The sequence below is a fragment of the Streptomyces sp. NPDC059875 genome (assembly GCF_042731085.1).
In the GTDB taxonomy this organism is placed as follows: domain Bacteria; phylum Actinomycetota; class Actinomycetes; order Streptomycetales; family Streptomycetaceae; genus Streptomyces.
Genome location: NZ_JBHWJZ010000037.1, coordinates 34,288 through 53,119 on the forward strand (window position 1 = coordinate 34,288; position 18,832 = coordinate 53,119).

The 18,832-nt window shown below is 70.5% G+C and carries 19 protein-coding genes and 2 pseudogenes; 10 read left to right on the top strand and 11 right to left on the bottom strand.

Annotation, left to right across the window (positions count from 1 at the left end; translation table 11 throughout):
* Positions 1-168 precede the first annotated feature (168 nt).
* Positions 169-276: pseudogene (locus ACFV9D_RS32565) on the bottom strand (TetR family transcriptional regulator); the annotation flags it as partial.
* A gap of 135 nt (positions 277-411) precedes the next feature.
* On the opposite strand from ACFV9D_RS32565, the gene ACFV9D_RS32570 reads away from it, so the two are divergent.
* The 3 genes from ACFV9D_RS32570 (at position 412) to ACFV9D_RS32580 (ending at position 2,697) form a co-directional block, all read left to right on the top strand.
* A complete protein-coding gene (locus ACFV9D_RS32570) occupies positions 412-981 on the top strand; it encodes a DUF664 domain-containing protein (protein ID WP_385154404.1) in 570 nt (189 codons plus the stop codon).
* A gap of 246 nt (positions 982-1,227) precedes the next feature.
* On the top strand, positions 1,228-1,572 hold the full coding sequence (locus ACFV9D_RS32575) for a TetR-like C-terminal domain-containing protein (RefSeq protein ID WP_385154311.1): 345 nt from the start codon (positions 1,228-1,230) through the stop codon (positions 1,570-1,572).
* Between the two features lie 96 nt (positions 1,573-1,668).
* A complete protein-coding gene (locus ACFV9D_RS32580; protein WP_385154314.1) occupies positions 1,669-2,697 on the top strand; it encodes a phosphotransferase family protein in 1,029 nt (342 codons plus the stop codon).
* Positions 2,698-2,783: 86 nt separating this feature from the next.
* Here the strand turns inward: ACFV9D_RS32580 and ACFV9D_RS32585 are convergent, their stop codons facing one another.
* Positions 2,784-3,242, bottom strand: a complete 459-nt coding sequence (locus ACFV9D_RS32585) for a DUF6463 family protein (RefSeq protein ID WP_385154317.1) — start codon at positions 3,240-3,242, stop codon at positions 2,784-2,786.
* Entirely contained in the window at positions 3,239-3,826 is a 588-nt protein-coding gene (locus ACFV9D_RS32590; protein ID WP_385154320.1) for a TetR/AcrR family transcriptional regulator, read from the bottom strand. Before ACFV9D_RS32590 ends, ACFV9D_RS32585 begins: the two co-directional genes overlap by 4 nt.
* 168 nt (positions 3,827-3,994) lie before the next feature.
* Here ACFV9D_RS32590 and ACFV9D_RS32595 point away from each other — a divergent pair, with 168 nt between their 5' ends.
* From ACFV9D_RS32595 to ACFV9D_RS32605, 3 genes and pseudogenes are all read left to right on the top strand, one after another.
* Positions 3,995-4,765 (top strand): hypothetical protein, encoded by a 771-nt coding sequence (locus tag ACFV9D_RS32595; RefSeq protein WP_385154323.1) that lies wholly within the window; start codon positions 3,995-3,997, stop codon positions 4,763-4,765.
* Between the two features lie 147 nt (positions 4,766-4,912).
* Positions 4,913-5,177, top strand: a pseudogene (locus ACFV9D_RS32600) (hypothetical protein); the annotation flags it as partial.
* Positions 5,178-5,449: 272 nt separating this feature from the next.
* Positions 5,450-5,884, top strand: coding sequence for an HPP family protein (locus ACFV9D_RS32605; protein ID WP_385154326.1), 435 nt, complete (start codon positions 5,450-5,452; stop codon positions 5,882-5,884).
* Positions 5,885-5,911: 27 nt separating this feature from the next.
* Here ACFV9D_RS32605 and ACFV9D_RS32610 read toward each other — a convergent pair whose 3' ends face one another.
* Positions 5,912-6,304 carry a VOC family protein gene (locus ACFV9D_RS32610; RefSeq protein WP_385154329.1) on the bottom strand — a complete coding sequence of 131 codons (393 nt, stop codon included), beginning with the start codon at positions 6,302-6,304 and terminating at the stop codon, positions 5,912-5,914.
* Positions 6,305-6,377: 73 nt separating this feature from the next.
* Complete coding sequence (locus ACFV9D_RS32615; protein WP_385154332.1) at positions 6,378-7,280, bottom strand: MBL fold metallo-hydrolase; 903 nt, start codon at positions 7,278-7,280, stop codon at positions 6,378-6,380.
* 101 nt (positions 7,281-7,381) lie between these two features.
* Here ACFV9D_RS32615 and ACFV9D_RS32620 point away from each other — a divergent pair, with 101 nt between their 5' ends.
* Entirely contained in the window at positions 7,382-8,347 is a 966-nt protein-coding gene (locus ACFV9D_RS32620; protein ID WP_385154335.1) for an AraC family transcriptional regulator, read from the top strand.
* Between the two features lie 9 nt (positions 8,348-8,356).
* Here ACFV9D_RS32620 and ACFV9D_RS32625 read toward each other — a convergent pair whose 3' ends face one another.
* The 3 genes from ACFV9D_RS32625 to ACFV9D_RS32635 all read right to left on the bottom strand — a co-directional run bounded on the left by ACFV9D_RS32625 (position 8,357) and on the right by ACFV9D_RS32635 (position 10,146).
* The gene (locus ACFV9D_RS32625; protein ID WP_385154338.1) at positions 8,357-8,701 is read right to left on the bottom strand and encodes a MerR family transcriptional regulator; all 345 of its coding nucleotides are present in this window, start codon (positions 8,699-8,701) and stop codon (positions 8,357-8,359) included.
* Between the two features lie 161 nt (positions 8,702-8,862).
* Positions 8,863-9,729 carry an endo alpha-1,4 polygalactosaminidase gene (locus tag ACFV9D_RS32630; RefSeq protein WP_385154407.1) on the bottom strand — a complete coding sequence of 289 codons (867 nt, stop codon included), beginning with the start codon at positions 9,727-9,729 and terminating at the stop codon, positions 8,863-8,865.
* Between the two features lie 213 nt (positions 9,730-9,942).
* Positions 9,943-10,146: a hypothetical protein gene (locus ACFV9D_RS32635; protein WP_385154341.1), complete on the bottom strand. Its 204-nt coding sequence runs from the start codon at positions 10,144-10,146 to the stop codon at positions 9,943-9,945.
* 157 nt (positions 10,147-10,303) lie between these two features.
* Between ACFV9D_RS32635 and ACFV9D_RS32640 the strand changes: the two genes are divergently transcribed.
* The 3 genes from ACFV9D_RS32640 to ACFV9D_RS32650 all read left to right on the top strand — a co-directional run bounded on the left by ACFV9D_RS32640 (position 10,304) and on the right by ACFV9D_RS32650 (position 16,757).
* Complete coding sequence (locus tag ACFV9D_RS32640) at positions 10,304-10,864, top strand: LysR family transcriptional regulator substrate-binding protein (protein WP_385154410.1); 561 nt, start codon at positions 10,304-10,306, stop codon at positions 10,862-10,864.
* Positions 10,865-11,132: 268 nt separating this feature from the next.
* Complete coding sequence (locus tag ACFV9D_RS32645; RefSeq protein WP_385154344.1) at positions 11,133-14,936, top strand: glycosyl hydrolase family 8; 3,804 nt, start codon at positions 11,133-11,135, stop codon at positions 14,934-14,936.
* A gap of 72 nt (positions 14,937-15,008) precedes the next feature.
* A complete protein-coding gene (locus tag ACFV9D_RS32650) occupies positions 15,009-16,757 on the top strand; it encodes a discoidin domain-containing protein (protein ID WP_385154347.1) in 1,749 nt (582 codons plus the stop codon).
* A 45-nt stretch (positions 16,758-16,802) separates the two neighbouring features.
* Here the strand turns inward: ACFV9D_RS32650 and ACFV9D_RS32655 are convergent, their stop codons facing one another.
* The 3 genes from ACFV9D_RS32655 to ACFV9D_RS32665 form a co-directional block, all read right to left on the bottom strand.
* The gene (locus ACFV9D_RS32655) at positions 16,803-17,249 is read right to left on the bottom strand and encodes an SRPBCC family protein (RefSeq protein WP_385154350.1); all 447 of its coding nucleotides are present in this window, start codon (positions 17,247-17,249) and stop codon (positions 16,803-16,805) included.
* A 139-nt stretch (positions 17,250-17,388) separates the two neighbouring features.
* The gene (locus tag ACFV9D_RS32660) at positions 17,389-17,808 is read right to left on the bottom strand and encodes a DUF5990 family protein (RefSeq protein ID WP_385154353.1); all 420 of its coding nucleotides are present in this window, start codon (positions 17,806-17,808) and stop codon (positions 17,389-17,391) included.
* Positions 17,809-18,013: 205 nt separating this feature from the next.
* Positions 18,014-18,820, bottom strand: coding sequence for an aminotransferase class IV family protein (locus tag ACFV9D_RS32665; RefSeq protein ID WP_385154356.1), 807 nt, complete (start codon positions 18,818-18,820; stop codon positions 18,014-18,016).
* Positions 18,821-18,832 lie beyond the last annotated feature (12 nt).

Genomic DNA, 18,832 nt, shown 5'->3' on the forward strand with positions numbered 1-18,832 from the left:
CCCGCGATTCAAGGCGCATTCAGGCTCTTCCGAACGCCCCCCATCCCCGACGCCCGCCCCCACGCGGGGAGGCGGCGAGTGCGTCCGCCCAACCTTGGTCCGCGCCTGTCGTGGCCCAGCTCGATTCCTGCGAAGCCGAGCACGACATCGACCTCCCCGAGATCTTCGTCAGGCCGGTCGAGGTCGCTGCAGCCCCTGGAGGAGTAGTTCGATCAAACGGCTGGCGTCGTAGCGGGGGTCGCTGTCGCATCCGATGCAGAGGTTGCCGATTCCGCGTCCGCAGGCCCCTCCACCGTGCGGTCCGGTCCGCGTCGTCGTCATCGTCGTCCCGTGTCCTCTGCCGACTCGATCCTCGAGAACACCAACAACCAACCGTAAAGAACTGGCCAGGTGGGGCCCTTGCAGACGAACATGGCGCGCATGAGTGATCAACCCGCGCGATGGACCCAGGCAACCGTCTACCCCGACATGTGGACCGACCCGGACGACGACCCCCGCAACAAGGCAGGTGTCAGTCCGGACGGCGAGCTCGCGACGCTGCTGGACTTCCTGACGGGCTACCGCATGACCCTGCGGATGAAGTGCGACGGCCTGGATCCGGAGCAGCTGGCCCGGCGGTCGGTTCCGCCGTCGACCATGTCGCTGCTCGGCCTGGTCCGGCACCTCGCCGAGGTGGAACGGGACTGGCGCAACTGGATCAGCGACGGCGACCCCCTGCCGAAGCTGTACGGCCGGCGTGACGCCGACTTCGAGGACGCCGTCGCCGAGCAGGCCATGGTCGACGCCGCGTACTCCGACCTGGAGCGCGAGCAGGCGGCGGCCGACGCCGCGCTGGCCGAACACCCGGATCTTGGCGAGCGGGTGGGGAAGGACAAGATCGCGATCCGGGAGCTGATGGTGCACAGGATCGAGGAGTACGCCCGGCACTGCGGGCACGCCGACCTGTTGCGCGAATGCGTCGACGGAAGGGTGGGCCAGTGACGACGGCTGCGGGCGCATGTGCTGCGGTGAGCGACAGTTCGGCTTCCTCGCGCCTCACCATCCCGCCAGAGCCCGGCCGTTGTTGAGGCGCGAGCGCGGAGCGGGCCGATAGCCGGCCGGCCGCGGAATGCATGTGGAACGCCTGGGGCGGAGCGTCCGCCCCAGGCGTTCCGCATGCGGCGGCGTACACCACCACCCGACCGACCAACGTAGGCGCCAGGACCTGTGCCGTCGGCGGGTGAGGCCGTGGTCGGCCGTTCGGCCGACGACGCGATCCGCGCACTCATGACGGCCTGGCGGCAGTACGCCTTGGGGCACCCCCACCGCTACTCGGCGCTCGTCCAGACGCCCGAACCGCGGACGGCCGGGGCCGGGGCGCGGCGCATCGACATCATCCGCGCCGCCCTTCGCGCCTACGGCATGACGGACTCGGCGGCGATCCACGCAGCCCGCTGCCTGCGCGCGGCCGTCCACGGATTCGCGGTTCTCGAGGCCGAGGGCGCGTTCGGACTCCCGGAGAGCCTGGACGAGAGCTACGACCTCCTGATGCACATGGTGATCACGGGGATGCGGACGCCGCGGTCCACGTAGACACCGACCGACCCCGAACAGCGGGCCGACCGGGAACAGGACGGCCGTAGTGCGCAGGAGCAGCACGGTCGTTCGGTCGCGTGGAAGGATGAGCCCATGTGGTCGCGACTGCCGTTCGGGGACGGGTTACGGGCCGAGTTGGGATCGCCCAGGCGCTCTCGCAGACTGGGGAGTAGTCCACGCTCGCGTGTGTGGCGCGTCCAGTTGCCGGCGGCGAAGGCGGTGGTGAAGCAGATCGTCGACGGTCCTGATGCCGACGAGCGATACGCCCGTGAGGTCGCCGCCCTGCGGCTCGCCGCCCGAGGTGAAACTCCCGTGGTGCCCGCGTTGCTCGCCACCGATGCCGACGAGCGGGTCCTGGTGCTGGAGCATCTGGATCATCGGCAACCGGCCGGCGATTGGATCGTCGACTACGCAGCCGCGATGGCACGGCTGCATGCCACCGCCCGTCCGGAGGACGTCGGGCTACTTCCCCGATGGCAGGGACCGAACCAGGCCGATATCGACTCCTTCCTACGGCTGGCCGTGGCTCTTGAGGTTCCTGTCACGCCTGGCGTGTCCGACGAACTCCATGACCTCGTGGATCGACTCGACCGGACGTCCGGGCATGCCCTTCTCCACGGGGACCCCTGTCCCGGTAATGACCTCCACACCGCCGCGGGGGTCAGATTCATCGATTTCGAGCAGGCGTCGCTGGGCAGCGGTCTGATGGAACTCGCCTATCTGCGCATCGGATTTCCGACCTGCTGGTGTGTCACGTCAGCGTCGGAGTCGCTGCTGGAACGGGCGGAGAGCGCCTACCGCGATGCGTGGCACGCCGCGACCGGCTCCGAAGTCGACGACGGCCTCACTGACGCGTGCGCCGGGTGGCTGCTGCGCGGCGACGGGCTGGTCGAGCGGGCGCGCCGTGAAAGCGTCGATCACCTGGCCCGGATTCCGCACCGGGACTGGAAGTGGGGCACCGTGACAGCACGGCAACGGCTCGCCCACCGGCTCGGTGTCGTGAGCCGGATGACGACCGACCACACCGCTCTGAGCGCCACGAGCCGTCTCAGCGCCGCCATGCGCCAACGCATGGTCGCTCGGTGGCCCGGGCTTCAGCCCGTCCCGACCAAGCGACCATAGGAACGGTGTTGGAGTAGGCGGCCGGACCTCACCCGCGCAGCCGTTCCAGCATGGGGATCAGGTACGGGTGGACAACCCTCGGGGCGTCATGACCGCTTCTTGACTGGCCCGGCTTCTTCGGCCGACAGCTGTCGCGGTCCTGCGGGCGCCGCGGCTGTCCCGGGTTCTTGGGATCGGTGGGTGGCGACGAGTGCGAGGACGCCGATGACGAGCAGCGCCCAGCTTCCGGTGACGGGGAAGTAGATGACGCACAGCGGGATGCCGATGGCGAGCAGGTACCAGCCGAGCTGCGCGGGCAGGCGGCCGGTGGTGCGGGCGATGTGTCGGGAGAGCGTTCCGAGGGCGAGGAGTGCGATGCCGCTGACCATGAACCACACGCTGGCTTCCCGGTCGAAGTAGTCGGCCGCGTCGGTGTCGACGACGCTGCTGAGGAAGCCGGCGTCGGCGATGGCACCCCAGGCGTTGGGCTGTGCGAAGGCCCACACGAAGTGGAGGGTCGCAGTGGCGATGACGAGTCGGGGCACCCAGCGGGTGAGACCGGTCATGAGCTTCTCCTCGGGTGTTGCGGCAGCAGGCTCAGGGCCAGCGCGTAGACCTCGCGCAGGTGCTCGGTGGGCAGGGACGGTACGAGCTGCTGGGCGCCGATCAGGATGAGGTAGAGCATCCTGGCCATGGCATCGACATGGGCATCGGCATCGGATTCCGAGTCGGCCTGTGGCCGTTCTTCGAGATCGCGCAGCAGGGTACGCAGGTAGTCGATGCGCAGGTGGTCGACGCGTTGCTGCAGGGCGTGGACTTCGGCGTCCTGCAGGGCCCACGCGCGGACGGCGATCTCCAGGCGGTCGCCGTCGTTCTCGCTGTCGGCCAGGACGAGGTCGAGGAGACGGCGCAGCCGGGTCTCTGCCGACGCGCCGGACTCCTCCGCGTCCGCGATGAGGCGTTCGGTGTGCTCGGCTTCGAAGTGCTGGAGCAGGTCGGTCTTGAACCCTGCCATGCCCTTGAAGTGGTGGTAGAAGGAGCCCTTGGTCAAGCCGAGGTCGACGCAGAGCCGGTCGATCGTCAGCGCTCGCGCACCGTCCTGTCGCAGCACGGTGAATCCCGTGTCCAACCAGTCGCGTTTGCTCACCATGACGCGACCGTACCATAGGGTATGGTATGGCGCCTTGAGCCGATGTCGCTCGTGATCACGGCACGACCCGAGCAGGAACCGCCCACCCCGTCAGCCCGTCATCTCCACGGGGATTGCCACAGACTCGACACCCCTTTCGCTCTTCACCACCGAGGTCCGAGGAGATCCATGGCCGACACCGTCAACTCACTGGCCGCCCATGCTCACGAACTGCTGGTGGCGCACCTGACCAATGGTGCCGCCGTGGTGGGCACCGCGGGCCTCCACGACGTCGTCGCGCGCGCCACGGCGCTCGGCCCCGACGGCGCGTGGCTCGTCGCCGCGGGCCACTCGAGCCTCGGCGGCATAGCCATCGCACGCGGACAGGCGGACGAGGCCATCTTCCACCTCGACGCCGCGGTGGCGGCCGGCTTCAACGACTGCGTGGCGCTCCATGTCGCCCCCATACGCCCGCTCCACCACGATCCCCGCTTCCGAGCCCTGTACCAGCGGATGCGCATCACCCAGGCCGACCTCGACGAGTTCTTCTGGCTGCACCAGGAAATGCAGATCATGTCGAGGGACGCCCAGAGAGCGAGCATCGACAACATCGGACGCCACGACACCGGGGTGTCACTGCTCCCCCAGGCCCCCATGCCGACCCGCGAACCGAACACCCTCGGCGTCCTGATCACCCGCATCGAACTCGCCGCGACCCAGACCGCACTCCAACAGGCCGCCGTGAAATGGGACCTCCAGCGCAGCTCCGGCAATACCAGCCTCAGTCTCATCGACGACTCATGGGACTACGCCCGCGCCAGGCGCGACGCCTGGCACGCGGACGAGCTGGAATCCCACCGCCTGCAGGCCGCCGAGGCCCGGGCTTTCGTCGAACGCCCCGGCGCCGGCACCATGCTCGTCCCCTGCCCGCCGCTGGGCTCGATCACCTACCCGGGCTGAGGAGGGGCGCACCTGCGCGGTGGCCGGTGAAGCTTCTTCGCCGGCTTCCGTCCGCCGTTTCGCGCACGCCCCCCGGGACGGGTCCGGCGTCAGTGGAGGTGCCACCACAGGCCGATGAGCTGCCCAGTGGTGCAGCCCTCTCGGATCCGGCCGCACGCGTGGTTCCGCGCACCCGCCTTCGGCAAGGAGATCTTCCGCGACCCCAACGTGGTCGAGCGATGCTTCGTCCGTCTCAAGCAGTTCCGTGCCATCGCCACCCGGTTCGACAAGCTCGCCGACCGTTAGCGCGCCAGGGTCGTCCTGGCCTCGCCGATCCTCAGGCTCCGCGAACCAGCCATATGATCATTTGTCGGACACGCCTGAGGAGCGGTTGCTGCGTAAGTCCACGGACCCCCGGGTCAAACCGCTGTAAACCCGACGGTTAGAGTCGTGGGCGGTTGCGCCGCCGCACCAGGGTGAGGCGCATGGGCGGGACGGCTGTCGATCACAGAGCCCCGTACGACGTCGCCCCACCGCTTCTGCCCCTCTTCGGCCTTCGGCCGCCTGCCCCCGGAAACACCGCACATGACCACCGACGCCCCTCCGCGTCCCGCGCCCGGCCGAGCCGCCCCCGAGAGCCCCCGTAGGCCGAAGTTCGGCGGCCGAGCTCCTGCCAGGCCCACGCCCCTGGCCGCCTTCCACAGCGTGAGCGCCGCCACAGCCGTCCTTCTGGGGCTCGTCGCGATCGGCGCCGTCATCCACGAGCCGGTGCTGATACCCCCGCTGGCCGCCAGCGCCGCCCTGGTGCATGCCGCGCCCACGTTGCCGCTGGCGCAACCCCGCAGCGTCGTCCTCGGTCATCTTCTCGGCGCTGCCGTCGGCTACGCCGCCTTGGCTGCCGCGGGCGGCAACGCATGGGTCGCGGCCGTGGCGGCCGGCGTCACACTGGCCCTGACCACACTCGCCCGCACGCCGCACGCCGCCGCCTGCGCGACCGCCGTCGTCATCGTGCTCCAGACACCCGCACCCGCGAGGTTCGTCCCTCTCCTCTTCGGCTCCACGGTCCTCCTCGTCCTGACGGGGTACGCCGGATCCCGCATCCGCCGCACGGCACCGAAGTACCCCGCCTACTGGTGGTGACCCGACGGCCGCCGGCTCCGTGGCCCGCTATCGCTCCGCGGGCACCCGCGGTCGGCGTGCGACGAGACAGAAGGGATGCCCGGCCGGATCGGTGAGGACCCGCCACTTCTCCTCATGCGGTTGGTCGACCGGTTTGCCCGCTCCCAGCTCCAGTAGCCGGGCCTCCGCCTCGTCCAGGTCGGCGACGTCGAAGCAGATGTGGAGCTGCTGGGGGACGGTCTGGTCGGGCCAGCTCGGACGCCGGTAGTCGTCGACGCGTTGGAAGCCGAGGAGCAATCCGTCCTCACGGTCGAGACCGGCGAAGTCGGCGTTCGACTTCGGGCTGGGTTCGAGGCCGGTGGCCTCCTGGTAGAACGCCGCGAGGGCCAGCGGATCAGGGCAGTCGAGTGTGATCGCGCTCAACGTCATCTGCAGGGACATGGCACCTCCGGGCCGTACGGTGGACTCGTGCGACGCCCACCCTAGAGGCGGCCGCCCACGTGCCCACGGGCGTTCACCACCGGGACCCCGCCAGCGCGAACCCGTCGCCCTCCCGGCGGACTTCCACCACGCCCGTACCACCGAAGTGGGCCGGCGCGACCAGTTCCCGTTCGGCGGCGGCGCGTTCGAGGATCCGGCGCCGGCTGGCCGCCGCTCCGCGGGCGTCCAGACAGAAGCAGCTGTTGCAGGAGGGGTCGAGGACCTGAACGGGGCTGTGCAGGAGGTCGCCGACGAAGACGGCCCTGTCCGCTCCCGATTCCAGGCGCAGCACGCACGAACCCGGTGTGTGGCCCGGCGCCGGTTCCAGGGTGAGGTGGGCGTCGATGCGGTGGACGCCGTCCCAGACCACGGACTGGCCGGAACGGTGCACGGGCGCGACGCTGTCCTCGTACACGAGCCGGTCGTCCGCGTGTCGCCCCCTCCCGTACGCGTTGTCCGGGCCGAAGTGGAAGTCGTCCGCGGCCGGAATGAGGTACTGGGCGTTGGGGAACGCCGGGACCCACTCCCCCTCGACGCCGAGCGTGTTCCATCCGACGTGATCGGCGTGGAGATGGGTGTTGACGACGACGTCGACGTCCTCCGGCTGGACGCCCGCCCGGGCGAGGCAGCCGAGGAAGTCGCCCTGCCAGTGGTGGAATTGCGGGGAGCCGGGGCGCTCCCGCCCATTGCCCACTCCGGTGTCGACGAGCACGGTCCGTCCCGCGCTGCGGAGCACCCAGGTCTGGAGCGCCATCACCGCCCGGTCGCTCTCGGGATCCCAGTGGTCGGGCGCCAGCCAGTCCTCGTTCGCCTTCCACACGTCCGCGCCGGACTCCGGGACGAGTGTGCGGGCGGGCGCGAACGCGCCCTGCCACTCGACGACCCGGACGACCTCGACGTCTCCCAGCATGATGCTCTGAGGGCTCTCATTGTTCATGCTCTCGAGCGTAGGAAGAGTCGTTGAGCCTCTCAATGCTCGTTCGGCTCTGGTGAATACGCGGTCGTCTCATGTTCGAGGGGGTCGCTATGCTGCCTCGGATGGATGTGGTGAGCGACGCGATCGCGACCGTACGTATCGGGCAGCCGTTCTCCGACCGGGTACGCGTCGGCGGGACGTGGTGCACGCGGCTCGCCCCTTATGACGGTGCGGGCTTCCACGTCGTCCTGGAGGGCACCTGCTGGCTGCTGCCCGACGGTGGCTCGCCCGTCCAACTCGGCGTGGGGGACGCGGTATTGCTGCCGCACGGCACGGGACATGTGATCGCCGACTCCCCCGCGGACGCGGCGACCCTGGCACGGGCGGTTCCCTTCGAACGATGGGCCGACGCGGGCATGTCCCGTCGGCCGGCCCCGGACCTCGGTGGCCAGGTGGAGATGGTGTGCGGCAAGTACCGCCTCGATCGCAGCCGGGTGCACCCCCTCCTGGCGGAGCTTCCCCATGTCGTCCACCTGCCGAGCCGCGTCGGCAGCAACCTCGAGCTGCGTGCGGCGATCGACCTGCTCGGCAGCGAACTGGGCGCCCACCGGCCCGGCTCCGGCGTCGCCGTCCCGAGCCTCGTCGACCTTCTGCTCGTCTACATGATCCGCTCATGGGTGACGCAGGGCACAAAGGGTGTGTGGCCGGCCGTTCTTGGCGACCCGGTGACGGCGGCCGCCGTACGGGCACTGCACGCGGACCCGGCCGCCCCGTGGACGAACGATCGCCTGGCCGCCGAGGCCGGGGTCTCCCGGCCCACGCTGGCCCGCCGTTTCACCACTCTCGTCGGCCGCCCGCCGATGGCCTACCTCACCTGGTGGCGGCTGACCGTGGCCGCCACCAGGCTCCGCGACACACAGGACTCACTGGCCGTCATCGCGCGCCGCGTGGGATACGGAAGCCCGTACTCGCTCTCCCACGCGTTCAGCCGCGAGTTCGGCACCACGCCGGGGCGCTACCGAGCGGAGGCCGCAGCAGGGGCGGAGGCGCGGCCGGATGCCCGGACGGATGCGCGGACCGGCGTCTGAAGGTTCGCGTCAAGGTCGGGCCAGGAAGCCGGCCAGGGCGTCACGGCTGCGCCGGAGGTCGTCGATGCGCTCGTCGGTCGCCGTCAGTTCCCGGTCCAGGATCGCGCGTACGTCCACGCACCAGTCGAACTCCGGCAGTTCGCCCCGTGCGCACGGCAGTACCACGCGGATGACGTCCGTGGACAAGCCGGCCCGTAGCAGGGCACGCACCTGCCGCACGGTGACAACGGCGTCCTCGTCGTACTCGCGATACCCCTTCGGCCCGCGGTGGGCTTCCAGGAGCCCCTGCTCTCCGTAGTACCGCAGCAGCCGTGCGCTGACGCCGGTACGCCGCGACAACTCCCCGATCAACATGCACCCTGCCTCATTCGCGCCGCACCTCACTCCCGACGCACTCCCCCAACACCCCACCCCGGCCGGACATTCCCGGATGCCCGGGCGACCTCGGGGCGGGGCATCGCCCGACGGCGCCGGGGACACCGTCGCTGGCCAGGCCCTGTGGGCACCCGTTCGGTTCAGCAGGTCCTGCGGACGTAGCCCGACTTGCCGGCCGGCAGCACCTCCGGGTCCCGCAGGACGATCGAGAGCGTGTCGCCCCAGCTCGCGCAGGCCGTCGCGAGGCCTGCCGCCTGGTACTCGATGACGAGGACGCGGTTGTCGAAGGCGGTGGCGTAGGGTCCGCACTCGTCGTACTCGCCGCATTCCTCGGCGACCGCGAAGTCGAAGCCGAGGCTCCGGCCCTTCGTCGCGAGTCCTGCGGCGTTCTTCTGGCCGATCGCGAGTCCGGCCGCGTGGGCACGGACCACGAGGAGGCGCGCGAAGGCGAGGTCGTGTTCGGCCGTGAGGCGGCCCTCTGATCTCTCGTACGAGTCGAGGTTGTCCGCCTCGACCGCCTGGTAGCCGGCGGCTGCGCAGCCGTCGATCCACTCGCCGACGATGGCGGCGAGCCGCTCGCGCTTGGCCGGCGTGGAGACGTCGAGCAGGGCTTCTCCCCAGTCCTTGTCCATGACGAGTACACCGGTCGCGTTGCGGAGGAGGAGGTCGGGGTGGTGGGTCTGCCACCAGTCGGTGGCGTCCGGTTGGGCCTGGAAGGCGTTGACGTAGCAGATGTTGTACAGCCCGGCGGCCGGCTTCACCGTACGGTCGCGGGAGACCGCCCGCACGCCGGGCGGGGGTGGGTACGGTCCGCCGATCTGGTAGTCGAAGCCGACGTGGGGCTCGGGCGGTGTCACCTTGCCCGACGGCGGCCGGGAGGAGGGAACGGAGTCGCCGGCGCCCTGCGGGTCGCCGGTCGACGTGCATCCGACCGCCGTCGCCGCGAGGACGCCCGCCAAGGTCAGGGCGGACAGTGCACGGCGGACGGGGCGGCGGGTGCGGGCGATCACGGTGCGGGGCTCCTGGTCCGTCGGGGGCGAGGCGCACGGCCGCCCGGCCGGGACGGTTGCCGGCCGCGGTGCCGCGCAGGCATACCGTACGGCGGCGAGACGGTGCGGGTGACGTCGCCCTGCCGGGGCCCCGCCGGTGCGCCGGTGCGCCGGTACGGGGACGGCGGCATGCGCAGCGAAGCCACGGCCCCCGGGCATGGCCCGGTGTGTTCAGGGCGTCGACGGGAGGGGCGTATCGGCACCCTGCTTGAACTCGACGGTGACGAACGCGAGCGGCGTGTCTCCGGTGTTATCCAGGTCGTGGAGCAGGAACTCGCCGGGGCCGAAGGTGAAGTGCCGGGTCTCGCCTGCGGTGTAGGTGACCTCGCGGGTCGTGCCGTCGTCGGTGTGCTGGCGGCTGCGGCCGGCCGTCACGGCGGTCCAGAAGTAGTCGAGGACATGCCGGTGGGCGGGCAGCCGCTCGCCGGGGGCGAGACGTACCTCCCAGATCCGGACCCGGTCGGTCTCGCTGAGCAGTCTGGAGGGCGGGGAGATAGTCGTCGCGGTCGTCTACTCGCTCACCCTGGGGGTACTGCCGCCGGTCCTGCGCGTCTGGCGCGCCGACCGTCCCGCGGTCCGGGTCCGGCTCCTCGAGTTCCCGCACACCGATGCCCTGCGGGCCGCGATGGCCGCCGGCCGGGAGGACCTGGCGATCGGCCCGGTGCCGTCGGACTGGGAAGGGCCGGTACGGGAGCTGGGTACGGAGGAGTTCGTGGTCGTCCTGCCCGCCAACGACGACACCCGGAGCGACGCGCCCGACCGCGTACGGCTGGCGGACCTCGCCGATCGCGAGTGGGTCCACTACGCGCCGGGCAACGGCCTGGCCGAGCTCGTGGACGCCGTATGCGCGGAGGCCGGTTTCCGGCCGCGTACCTCCGTCCGTACCGAACAGACGGCCGCAGCGCCCCTCCTCGCCGCCGCGGGCCTGGGCCCGGCCCTCGTCCCGGCCAACCTTCTGCCGGAGCACTTCACCGGCCGGCTGCTGCGACCGGAGCCGGCGGTGCGCCGCGTCCTCGCCGCGTACACCCGCCCCGGCCCGGATCCGCTCGCCGTCGCGTTCATCGACACCCTGGCCGCGCACGCCCGCGTCTGAACGGGCTTCAAACCCCGCCATCACACACGTATCTGAACGAGGGTCATGTCTGCGGATCGCGTCGAGGGTCTTGCGCCACCCCCTCGACCGTCTCTACTCTCCCGCGCAATGGTTAGGAAATATTCCTAACCATTGACTGAGCAGCGACCTGAGTTACTCCGTCGCTTCGCCTTCGTGCAGTACCCACTCACCCCGAGGACGTCGGATGTCATACGCACATCGGCCACGCCCCGCACACAGAGAGCGCCCTCCACGATGGCGCCGCCCCTTGGCGGTCGCCGCCGCCGTCGCCACCACGCTGACCGGGATCACCGGCCTGGCCGGCGCCGCGGCCGGCACCGTCGGCGACGATCGGGTCGCCACCACGGCGGCCGCGATACCCGACCTGACCAGCGCCAACCGCCGGGCACCCATCCCCGGCCTGCCCGACTGGAGCAAGGCCGGTTACCGGGGCGGCGCCGCCCTGCCCGGCGCCGCAGAGGCGAACCCCGACGCCGGCTGTCACATCACGGCCCAGGAGCTCGCCACGCAGTACGGCGTCCGGGCCGACGGCAGCGACGCCACGACCGGGCTCCAGCGGGCCGTCGACGCGATCCGGACCAACTGCACCCCCTCGGCCGGCTACACGAAGCTGTCCTCGATCACCCTGCCTGCCGGCCGGGTCGTGGTGACCCGCCAACTGGCCCTGGACGCCGACTACATGGTGCTCCGCGGCGCCGGGATGGGGCAGACCACGCTCGCCTTCCGGCCCGACGCCGACACCCGGTACGACACCCTCACCGCCGACGGCAGTGACTGGGACGAGGACGGGATGACCCACGGGGCGGGCAAGGGCGGCTGGACCTGGCCGGGCCGGGGCCTGCTCCGCGTCCAGACCCGCGAGGTCTCGACGAAGTACGCGAGCGACTACGCTTCCGCGCCGGCCAACCGCAAGGACCTCTTCGAAGGCAGTGTGAACCAGCACTGGGCGAGCGGTGTCCCGCTGCGGGAGGGCTCGGCGATCGGCACCACGCAGATCAAGCTCGCCACCAACGCCGACATGTCGCGCTTCAAGGTCGGCGCCCATCTCTGGGTCGGCGCGGCGAACACGGCGAAGTTCTACCAGCAGCAGACGGTCGTGGACTCGTCCAAGTACGTGAACCTGCACATGCGGCAGCAGATCTTCCAGATCGCCGCCGTGGACGCCACGGGCAAGAACCTCACCCTCGACAAGCCCCTCGAGTACGACCTACCGCTCAACTCGACCTCCGACGGCTCGGCCGCGATCGGCGGGACCGTCTACCCGAGCCGGGTCACGCCGCTCAAGGTCGTCCAGGGCGTCGGCATCGAGGACCTCAGCATCACCCAGGAACTCGACGGCATGCCCAAGCTCGGCGGCGGCACGTACGACGTCACCCCGGACGACGCCAAGGTCAACTTCGGCAACATCGCGCCGGAGTACGCCCAGCACGGCATCGTCCTGAAGTGGGCGGCCAACATCTGGATCCGGCGGGTCGGCACGCAGATGACCGGCTCCCACGCCGTCGTCACCGAGAGCGCCAAGAACATCCAGGTGCAGGAGTCCTCCTTCGACGGTTCCTGGAACAAGGGCAAGGGCGGCAACGGCTACTTCCGCGGCTCGCGCGTCTGGGACTCCCTGTACGCGTACAACAAGAGCCGAAACCTGCGCCACTTCACCTTCCAGTGGTCGGCGTCGAACAACGTGGCCATCGGCAACGACTTCGACAGCGACCTGAACCTGCACGGTGGTTGGGAGCGTCGCAACCTCTTCGAGAACAACAAGGCCGCGGTGCCCTTCGAGAACTCCTCGAAGAACTGTCGCGCCAACTGCGGTGACGAGGGCGGCGGTACCCCCGACGGCTCGACCTGGTGGCCGATCTGGTGGGGCGCGGGCCCCAAGGCCGTGAAGTGGTCCGGTGCCACCGGCCCGCAGAACGTCTTCTACGGCAACGACCTCGGCAAGCAGACCACGGCCGGCGGAGCGTTCCAGCCGTACTACCCCGACCGGCAGCGCCTGTACCAGCTGGGAAGCTCGGCCGCCGACCCGTCGGCGTACCAGCACCTCGCCGAGAACGGCTCGCCCATCCTGGACTGGGCGGGCAAGGAGAGCCTGGAATACGGCAAGGCCCCGCACGCCGGCGTGAACGCGTCCAGGACGGACACGTCCGGCTCGCTCTTCCTGAAGTCCACGGGCGCTCCCGGCCCCGGTGACCCCACTGGGCCGACGACTCCGACGAATCTGGTCTCGGCCGGCAAGCCGGCCACCGCCTCTTCCGTCGAGGCCGCCGGCTTCGAGCCCGGGCTCGCCGTGGACGGCGACACCGGGACGCGCTGGGCCAGCCTGGAGGACGTGGACCCGCAGTGGATCCGCATCGACCTGGGCGCGAGCCACGACATCTCCCGGGTGAAGCTCGACTGGGAGGCCGCCTACGGCAAGGCGTACAAGATCCAGACGTCGAACGACGGGACGAACTGGACCGACATCTACTCCACCAGCACCGGAAACGGCGCGACCGACGATCTGACCGTCACGGGCGCCGGGCGCTACATCCGGATGTACGGGACGGCCCGCGGCACCTCGTACGGCTACTCGCTCTGGGAGTTCGAGGTCTACGGCACCCCGTCGTCGGGCGGCAGCGACACGACGCCGCCGAGCGTGCCGGGGAGCCTGCGCTCGACCGCGTCCACCGCGAACAGCGTCTCGTTGACCTGGAACGCGTCCACCGACAACGTCGGAGTCACCGGCTACGACGTCTACCGGGGCGGCGCCCTCGTCGGTACCGCGTCCTCCACCTCGTACACCGACACCGGCCTGACCGCCTCGACCGCGTACAGCTACACCGTCAAGGCCCGGGACGCGGCCGGGAACGTCTCCGGCGCGAGCGGCTCCGTCGACGTCACCACCCCGGCCGTCGGCGGCGGCCCCGCGGTGCCGTTCGGCAGCCACACCAAGCCGTACGCCCCGGGGATGCTGAAGCCGACCGGCGCGCAGGCCGCGCTCGACCAGAAGGTCATCGACTACTACAACAACTGGAAGGCCGCCTTCGTCCGGCAGAACTGCGGCAACGGCTGGTACCAGGTCATCTCACCGGACGCCGACCATCCGTACGTCGCCGAGGCGCAGGGGTACGGCATGGTCATCGCCGCGACCATGGCCGGCGCCGACCCGGACGCGAAGAAGATCTTCGACGGGCTGACCAAGTGGATGATCGACCACCCCTCGGCGATCAACCCGGACCTGCTTGCCGCCGAGCAGGACACCGCCTGCACGAGCGTCAACGGCGGTGACGGTGCCACGGACGGTGACATGGACGTGGCCTACGGTCTGCTGCTCGCGGACAAGCAGTGGGGCAGCGCGGGCACGTACGACTACAAGGCGCTTGCGATCAAGCACATCGCCGCGATCAAGAAGGACGAGCTCAACCCGTCCACCAACCTGCTGAAGCTGGGCGACTGGAGCAGCTCGGGCGACCAGTGGTACTACATCTCCCGCACGTCGGACTGGATGATCGACCACTTCCGGGCCTTCCGGACGGCGACCGGTGACGCGGCCTGGGACACCATCCGCACCGCGCACCAGAAGCAGATCACCAACCTGCAGGCGTCCTACGCACCGAACACCGGTCTCCTGCCCGACTTCGTCGTCAACACGAACTCCACCCCCAAGCCCGCGCCGGGTCAGGTCCTGGAGGACCCGAACGACGGCGCGTACTGGTGGAACGCCTGCCGTACCCCCTGGCGCATCGCCGACGACGCGGTGACCAGCGGCGACGCCAAGTCCCTGGCGTCGGCGCGGAAGCTCAACAGCTGGATCAGGTCCAAGACGGGTGGCGACCCGAACAAGATCGCCATCGGCTACCAGCTCAACGGCACACCGATCGACTCGGGCAGCGAGGCGGCCTACTTCGCCCCGTTCGCGCTCGCGGCGATGACCGACCCGGGCAGCCAGGCGTGGCTCGACGCGCTCTGGAACAAGATGCTGGCCACTCCGATCGACACCAGCAGCTACTTCTCGGCGAGCATCCAGCTCCAGGTCATGATCACGGCGTCCGGCAACCACTGGGTCCCGTGACCTCGCGGCCCGCCCGTCGGCCGAACGCCGAGGGGCGGGCCGTCTTCTCCGCACCAGTGACAAGGAGTTGTCATGCGACGTAGAGGAACGGCCCTTCTCGTCCTGTCCGGACTGCTGTCCGTGCCCCTGTTCGCCCTGCCGCAGGCGCAGGCGGCAGACGGCCTGGTGTCGGCGGGCAAGCCGACGACGGCCTCGTCCCTGGAGACGAGCGAGTTCCCGGCGTCCCTCGCGGTGGACGGTGACACCGGCACGCGATGGGCGAGCACCGAGGGTGTGGACCCGCAGTGGATCCGCATCGACCTGGGCACGAACCACACGATCTCGCGAGCCAAGCTGACCTGGGAGGTCGCGTACGGCAAGGCGTACAGGCTGCAGACCTCGACGGACGGTTCGACCTGGACCGACGTCTACTCGACGAGCACCGGAGACGGCGCCGTGGACGATCTGACCGTCTCCGGGACCGGACGGTACGTCCGGATGTACGGGACGGCGCGCGGCACCTCGTACGGCTACTCCCTCTGGGAGTTCGAGGTGTACGGCTCCCCCGTCTCCGGCGGAGGCGACACGACGCCGCCGAGCGTGCCGGGGAGCCTGCGCTCGACCGCGTCCACCGCGAGCAGTGTCGCGCTGGCCTGGAACGCGTCCACCGACAACGTCGGAGTCACCGGCTACGACGTGTACCGAGGTGGCGCGCTCGTCGGTTCGGTGAGCGGGACGTCGTACACCGACACCGGTCTGTCGGCCTCGACCTCGTACACCTACACCGTCAGGGCCAGGGACGCGGCCGGGAACGCTTCCGGGGCGAGCGGCGCGGTGAGCGTGACCACCCAGTCCGGCTCGGGTGGCGGTCCGATCGTGGACGTGTCCACGGCGGCGCAGTTGCAGAGCGCGCTGGCGGGCGCCCAGCCGGGGCAGACGATCCGGCTCGCGGCGGGCGTGTACCGGGGCGCGTTCGTGACCCAGAGGGCGGGGACCGCGTCCGCCCCGATCACCCTGACCGGACCGTCCGACGCGGTGCTGGTCAACGACGGGCCGTCGGGCACCGGGCCGTCCTGTCCCGTCCCGACCAGCGGCGTCGACTCCGGCTACGGGCTGTGGCTGTACGGCGCCCCGTACTGGAAGCTCGACGGCTTCACGGTGAAGGAGTCGAAGAAGGGCGTCGTCCTCGACGACTCCCACCACGTGACGATCGACGGTGTCTCGGTCCACCACGTCGACGAGGAGGCGGTGCACTTCCGGCGGTCGTCGGCCGACGGTGTCATCAGGAACTCGACGATCACCCACACCGGACTCGTCCAGGCCGGCTACGGCGAGGCCGTCTACATCGGCTCGGCGGGCTCCAACTGGGCCTGCCACGGCAACCAGGGCGGCGTGGACCGATCGGACCGCGTGCAGGTGCTCGACAACAAGCTCGGGCCCTCCGTCGCCGCCGAGCACATCGACATCAAGGAGGGCACCTCGAACGGGGTGATCCGTGGGAACACCTTCGACGGGACCGGGATCACCGGACAGAACTCGGCCGACTCGTGGGTCGACGCCAAGGGCACCGGCTATCTGATCGAGACCAACACCGGGACGTTCTCCTCGCCCGGTACGTTCGCCAACGGGTACGAGACCCACAACCCGTCCACGACCCCGTCCTTCCTGAACGGCTGCGGCAATGTATGGCGCGGCAACCGTTCGGACCTCGGCGGCGTGGGTGACTACGCCATCAAGATCACCTCGACGTCGAAGTGCAGCGCGAACCCGAACGTCGTCCACTCGTCCAACACCGTCACGAACGCCGGGATCGGCCTGACGAACGTCCCCGTCACGCCCTGACGGGCTCGGAGGCCCGGGTACGGGCGTCCACGTGGGCCCCGCGCGCTACGACGCTTCGGCCGCCGCCTTGATGCGGCGGCCGAACGCGTCGGCGTCCTTGCGGGCGGCGCCGAGCGCGAATCCGACGAGCAGTTTGCCGAGGCCGTGGCCCTCCAGGACGTTGAAGATCCGGACCCTGGTTCCGCCGTTCGGCAGAGGTTCGAGGTCGTAGCCGCCTTCGGACGCGGTCACGATGTTCTTGGACATCTCCGCCCAGCGGATCCGGCGCGGCGCGTCGAACTCGGTGATGCGGAACTCGCGGCCCGTCTTCATGCCGGCGTCCTTCACGGTGCTCCGGAACACCGTTCCCACGCCGGTCGGACCGTCCGGGACCCGCTCGATCCGCTGCACCCGGGGGCTGAACTTCGGGTCGTTGCGTCCGTCGGCGAGGAAGGCGAAGACCTCCTCGATGGGACGGTCGACATCCGTCGTCGCCTCGAACTGTCCGGACATCGGCCCACTCCTTGGTCTGTGCCGTCGTGACGGCGAGCGTACGGGCCTCGGTGGGCTCCCGCGCGCCGGGCGGCGCCGCATGGCTGACGGCCCGGCGCCCGGGGGCGGCCTCTGTCGGGCACGTCGGTGAGCGCCGCCGTCAGTTCCAGCGGATGCGGGGTGGGCGTACCGCGGCGCACAGCGGCAGTCCGCAGGAGTCGGTCAGTCCGAGCCGCCCCTCGGCGGCTCCGCGTTCGACGGCCTGCGCCGGGAGGTCGTCGAGGAAGAGTTTGGCGCGGCGGAACATCGTGAACGCCGCGTCCGGCGGCTGCTCGCCCCAGGTCAGGTAGAGGAACCGGGCCCCGCGCCGGCCCTGCACGTGGGGGCCGCGGAAGTCCCGGGCACCGTCCGGGGCGGCGATGGTCTCGACGGCGAACTCCCACACCGCCTCGGGCGCGTCGCCGGGCACTGCGCCGTCCGGCTCGCGGCCGCGCTGTACCGCGACGTGGACGTCCCGGTATCCACCGCACTCACGTCCCGGCAGGTCGGTGCCGACGATCCGCACGAAGAGCTCCGCCATGCCATCCGCTCCTTGGGCACCCTCGACCGTCGACGTCCGCCCCCATCGTAGGACGGGGCGCGACGGCGGCGAGCGACGGACGGCGCAACGAACGACGAAAGCTCGCTGCCGCATACGGGGGAGATGCGGCAGCGAGCCTTCACAGAGAACAATAGCGGTTGATCATTCAACTGGAAAATGCGGTGGCTGCGCGGCGGCTCCGCACTCAGAGCGGGGTGAGCGGTTCCGCCTCGTAGGCGCGGTGGAGCAGGTCCACGAAGGACGGCGCAGCGGGGAGTGGCACGGAGCCGATGCGGTGGACCGCGACGCCCGGCGTCCAGGAGTTCATGACCACTCCCCCGGCCAGGTCCGGCAGATCGGCGACGGTGACCTCCTGGCGGCGCTGTGGGACGCCGAGGCGGTCCAGCTGCCGTGCGACGACGGCCATCGTGGTCCCCGGCAGCATCTCGGCCTCGGGCCACACCACCGAGGCGCCGTCCCAGAAGGCCAGGTTCCAGATCGAGCCTTCGCTGATCCGGCCCCGACGGTCGACGAACGCGGCGTCGTCGAAGCCGTCGCCGACGGCGCGGCGAAGCGCGTACGTCTTGGCCACCTCACCGACGTGCTTGACACCCGGGAGGAACCGTTCGTACGGGACCGTCGCCAGCGCGAGCGGGCCCTCGGGGCCGCCGGCGGCGGGCCCGGTACGCACGAGCAGCTCGGGCTCCTCGTCCGCGCCCGCCACGGTGAACTCGCCCGCCGGTGAGTACACCGTGGCCATCAGCGAGAGGTCGGCCGGGCCGGTCTCCCGCGCCGCCGTGCGGAGCCAGGAACGCACGCGGTCGTCGGGCAGGGCCCGGCCGAACAGTTCCGTCGAGGCGTGCCGCAGGCGCGCCAGATGGAGATCGAGGCCCCGGACCCGGCCGCCGCGCACCTGTAGGGCGGTGAAGTGGGCGTAGCCCGCGAAGGCGAGCGTCGCGAGCTCATCGGCGCTCGCCGTCCGGCCGTTACGTTGAACCACGAATGAGGTCATGCGCGCTCGCTC

Bases quoted from the DNA above. Each gene is read 5' to 3' on its own strand.
- ACFV9D_RS32570 (WP_385154404.1), top strand. From the start codon at position 412: ATGGCGCGCATGAGTGATCAACCCGCGCGATGGACCCAGGCAACCGTC.
- ACFV9D_RS32580 (WP_385154314.1), top strand. From the start codon at position 1,669: ATGTGGTCGCGACTGCCGTTCGGGGACGGGTTACGGGCCGAGTTGGGA.
- ACFV9D_RS32585 (WP_385154317.1), bottom strand. From the start codon at position 3,242: ATGACCGGTCTCACCCGCTGGGTGCCCCGACTCGTCATCGCCACTGCG.
- ACFV9D_RS32590 (WP_385154320.1), bottom strand. From the start codon at position 3,826: ATGGTGAGCAAACGCGACTGGTTGGACACGGGATTCACCGTGCTGCGA.
- ACFV9D_RS32595 (WP_385154323.1), top strand. From the start codon at position 3,995: ATGGCCGACACCGTCAACTCACTGGCCGCCCATGCTCACGAACTGCTG.
- ACFV9D_RS32610 (WP_385154329.1), bottom strand. From the start codon at position 6,304: ATGTCCCTGCAGATGACGTTGAGCGCGATCACACTCGACTGCCCTGAT.
- ACFV9D_RS32615 (WP_385154332.1), bottom strand. From the start codon at position 7,280: ATGAACAATGAGAGCCCTCAGAGCATCATGCTGGGAGACGTCGAGGTC.
- ACFV9D_RS32620 (WP_385154335.1), top strand. From the start codon at position 7,382: ATGGATGTGGTGAGCGACGCGATCGCGACCGTACGTATCGGGCAGCCG.
- ACFV9D_RS32625 (WP_385154338.1), bottom strand. From the start codon at position 8,701: ATGTTGATCGGGGAGTTGTCGCGGCGTACCGGCGTCAGCGCACGGCTG.
- ACFV9D_RS32650 (WP_385154347.1), top strand. From the start codon at position 15,009: ATGCGACGTAGAGGAACGGCCCTTCTCGTCCTGTCCGGACTGCTGTCC.
- ACFV9D_RS32655 (WP_385154350.1), bottom strand. From the start codon at position 17,249: ATGTCCGGACAGTTCGAGGCGACGACGGATGTCGACCGTCCCATCGAG.
- ACFV9D_RS32660 (WP_385154353.1), bottom strand. From the start codon at position 17,808: ATGGCGGAGCTCTTCGTGCGGATCGTCGGCACCGACCTGCCGGGACGT.
- ACFV9D_RS32665 (WP_385154356.1), bottom strand. From the start codon at position 18,820: ATGACCTCATTCGTGGTTCAACGTAACGGCCGGACGGCGAGCGCCGAT.